Below are 3,852 nucleotides of genomic sequence, written 5' to 3'. Positions count from 1 at the left end.
TTCAAGTAATCAGCAGCAGATCATAATGTGAAGGAAGATTCTTAGCGCGGCCGGCTTGTGGAGATCGGCTAAAACGGCTTGCGATCTGCTGCGCATTATTTCCGGCATGAGACCCTCGGCTGTTGATCAAACACAGTTGAGGAAGCCTTCATGACACATGGATACAGCGCCCTTGTCTCGGAGCTTAGGGATGCTCTCACGCGACTGCGATATAACCGAGTTGCAGTTCATAACTATTGCCGCAACGCCGACCACTTTCTTGCGTATCTGACGGTACGCGAAATTGCTCTCGAAGCAGTCACGCCGGCCGACGTAACGGCTTATCTGCGGTTTGCGGTTCGACAATTTCGCAAGCGTCATGGCCGCGCTCCAGCTCGCTATTGGATAGGCATTCCCAGATCAGGAATCCACGCGCTGCTGAAACTCGCGTTGAAGCGCTGGCCACCTGAAATTGCGGCCATCAATGCTGGCGGGCGTCTTTGTCGAGAGGTGTGCGATCAGTATCAGACATGGCTGCGGGAGGAACGCGGGCTCGCCACGGCCTCGGTCGACGCCTTACTGTGGGAAGCTCGAAATTTTTGTGCTTGGCTCATCAAGCATTCGAACGCCAATTTTGCAGGCCTGACCGTCCGCGATCTCGATATTTACATGGATATGCGGGCTCGCGGGCTGACGCGGAAATCCTTGAAAGATGTCGCCGAGCGGCTTCGTTCGCTGCTGAAACATCTTCACAGGACAGGTCGCACCACGGCCGATCTCTCCCAGCACGTTATTGCTCCGCTGCTCTATGCCTATGAAGGCATCCCGTCCGCGTTAAGTTCGGATCATATCTCGATTGTCCTGAAATCTGTTCGAAAAGACCGGTCGCCGATGGGCTTGCGCGACTATGCCATCCTTCAGCTTCTTGCGACCTATGGGTTACGTTCCGGCGAGATAAGCCGTTTGCGGTTAGAAGACATCGATTGGCGGGCGGACATTCTGCACATCCGCCGCTCCAAAACGGGTGATCATTCTCTTCTGCCCTTGTTTGAGGCCGTTGGGGAAGCGCTGATCGAGTACCTCCGGCACGGCCGCCCTGAAACTGGTGTGCGGGAGATCTTTGTTCGCACCCGCGCACCCTACGTTCCCATGGTGCGCATTTATAACGAAGTCAGCCGGCGGATCGAGGCGGCAGGCGTCACACCAAGCGGCAAACGCGGCCCGCATACCTTCCGGCATGCACGTGCAGTCAGTCTGCTACGGGCGTCGGTCCCGCGAAAGCTGATCGGAGACGTATTGGGTCATCGTTCAACGGAATCGACGATCCCCTACCTGAAACTTGCCACGGAGGACCTGCGCGCAATCGCCCTAGAGATCCCGGGACAGGAGGTGCGCTCATGAACGCTTGGCCCGACACCGATGGCAGAACGATTGCCCGTTATCTTGGTCGGCTCCGGCTACGCTGCTCGACCAGTCCGATCTATTACCGTCAGGCGCTCCGAACCTTCCAGGAAGTGGTTGTCCGGGATCAGCGCACACCCGGACAGCTTGGCCGAGAAGTGCTCGAAACGTGGTTGCGCGAATATGCCATGCACTGGCCCATGGCGACGCTGCTGCATCGCGCCCGCATCGTCAATCGCTTCCTCGACTTCCTCGTGGGGGAAGCGCTGATCGTCAGCAATCCCATTGCTGATTTGCGTGCCGAGTACCATGCGAAAAGCGACAAGGCTATCGTGCGGTCGCTGCTCGCGCCCGATCCCGATCAGGCACTCGAAGCGCTACGGCAGTTCCCACCGTTCAGCAGTGTTCTCGGCGACCTCATGCGCAACCACATCGCGCTGATGCAGGCGAGAGGTTATCGCTATCAGACGCAGACCCGCTGGTTCTGGCGGTTCGATCGCTTCTTGCAAGCGCATCCGGAGTTGGCGGGAGAGTCAGTATCGATCATGTTGCAGCACTGGGCGGCCGCGCGATCAACCGCCAACCATGCCGCCGAATGCGAAAAGCTCGCTCGTGCCTTGGCCAAGGCACAGCATCATCTCGATCCCAGCACCAAACCAAGGCGTCCGGATCCCCGTCCTGCACAACAGGTCGCGCGACATTGGCGTCGGCCATATATTTACAGCGCGCAAGAGGTTCGCCGTCTCCTCGACATCGCTCTGACCTACCCCTCTCCACGCTCACCGTTGCGGCCGATCAGCCTCTACACCATGCTGGTCCTGACCTATTGCGCGGGATTGCGGTTGGGAGAACTCGCACGCCTGAACCTTGCCGATATCGATCTGCAGGTTGGCACGATTACCATCCGGGAGACGAAGTTCTTCAAATCGAGGATCTTGCCATTGGCTGACAGTGCGTTGTCGGCGCTGCGGGAATATCTGGAGGCGAGACGCAAGGCGAAGATGCCACAAAGCCCCGAATCTGGCCTGTTCTGGCACGATCAGGGCAATGCGCGCTACACGTCGCACGCCATCGCCGGTTGCCTTGTCGACATCCTGCGGCGTGCCGGACTCAAGGCGGCGAAAGGCAAGACTGGCCCTCGCATCCACGACCTGCGTCACTCGTTTGTGGTGAACCGCATTCTCGAATGGTACCGCGCCGGCATCAATCCGCAGGACAAGCTTCCATTCCTCGCGACATATCTGGGGCACCGCGATATCCACTCGACGCTGGTTTACATCACGGTCACCCAGGAACTCCTTCAGCAAGCAAACGAACGCTTCCGGACGTTCGCGTCACATTGCCTGCACGCGTCAGAGGGGGGGCAGCCATGAAACCGGTCGACCCGTTCCCGAGGCTGCTTCATGCCTTCTTTTACGAGTGGATGGTTCAGCAGCGAAATGCCTCTGCGCACACCGTTCGGTCCTACCGTGACACATGGCGCCTGTTCCTCAGGTTCGTGGCTCAACGCCGACGCCGGCCGATAGCCCAGCTCGCACTGGGGGACCTGACGGCCTCCGAGGTCAAGACCTTCCTGCAATACACCGAGCAGGAACGCGGAGATACGATTGGCACGCGCAACTGTCGCCTGTCCGCATTACGTAGCTTCTTTAGCTTCGTTGCTGACCGCGAGCCGACGGCTATCGAGCAATGCACCCAGATTCTGCACGTGCCCATGAAGAAAGCGCCGATCCATGCGCCGTGCTATCTGGAGCCCGAGGAGGTGAAGGCCATTCTGGCGCAGCCCGACCGCTCGACGATTGAGGGGCAACGCGACCACGCGCTCTTCTGCTTCCTCTACAATACCGGCGCGCGCATCCAGGAGGCGCTCGATGTTTGCCCGCGGGCGATCCGGTTCGACTCGCCAACCTGCGTGCGTCTTTACGGCAAGGGACGAAAAGAACGGCTGAGCCCTCTTTGGCCAGAAACCGTGTCGTTGCTAAGATCGCAGCTCATGCGACAGCCGAGGGCCGACGACGAGCCCATCTTCGTCAATCGGTATGGTGTCCCGCTCGGCGCATCGGGCGTCCGCTTCAAACTGGCGCAATACGTCGAAGCGGCAGCGAAGATCATGCCGAGCCTGGCCTCAAAGCACGTAACACCTCATAGCTTCCGTCATGCGACGGCGGTGCATCTGGTAGCGGCAGGCGTTGACGTCACTGTGATCCGAAGCTGGCTCGGCCATGTCAGCCTCGACACCACAAACCACTACGCTCAGGCAAATCTGGAAACAAAGCGCCTGGCGTTGGAGCGCCTCGAAAGCCCGTCACGATCGGCAAAACGACCATCGTGGAAACAGGACCAAAGCGTTCTGGCCTGGCTCGATACCCTTTAGCGGCAAGGCAATAATGTGGAGGAGATCGCGCACTATCCCAGCATAACACCGGAAACGTGGTGCTCCTTCACATTATGATCTGCTGCTGATTACTTGAC

General features: G+C 58.9%; 3 protein-coding genes. All 3 read left to right on the top strand.

Annotated features, from left to right (window positions below):
- Positions 1 to 150: 150 nt before the first annotated feature.
- Genes IVB42_RS05105 through IVB42_RS05095 form a run of 3 tightly spaced genes read left to right on the top strand, consistent with a single transcriptional unit; the run spans position 151 to position 3,754 of the window.
- Positions 151 to 1,380 carry a site-specific integrase gene (locus IVB42_RS05105; RefSeq protein WP_247469805.1) on the top strand — a complete coding sequence of 410 codons (1,230 nt, stop codon included), beginning with the start codon at positions 151 to 153 and terminating at the stop codon, positions 1,378 to 1,380.
- A complete protein-coding gene (locus IVB42_RS05100; RefSeq protein ID WP_247469804.1) occupies positions 1,377 to 2,753 on the top strand; it encodes a tyrosine-type recombinase/integrase in 1,377 nt (458 codons plus the stop codon). The genes IVB42_RS05105 and IVB42_RS05100 overlap by 4 nt, the downstream gene beginning before the upstream one ends.
- A complete protein-coding gene (locus IVB42_RS05095) occupies positions 2,750 to 3,754 on the top strand; it encodes a tyrosine-type recombinase/integrase (RefSeq protein ID WP_247361515.1) in 1,005 nt (334 codons plus the stop codon). Before IVB42_RS05100 ends, IVB42_RS05095 begins: the two co-directional genes overlap by 4 nt.
- The last annotated feature ends 98 nt before the right edge of the window (positions 3,755 to 3,852 follow it).

It is taken from the genome of Bradyrhizobium sp. 45, assembly GCF_023073155.1.
GTDB lineage: Bacteria > Pseudomonadota > Alphaproteobacteria > Rhizobiales > Xanthobacteraceae > Bradyrhizobium > Bradyrhizobium canariense_D.
The sequence above is the reverse complement of the archived record's forward strand: the minus strand, read 5'-3'. Positions and strand labels throughout refer to the sequence as shown.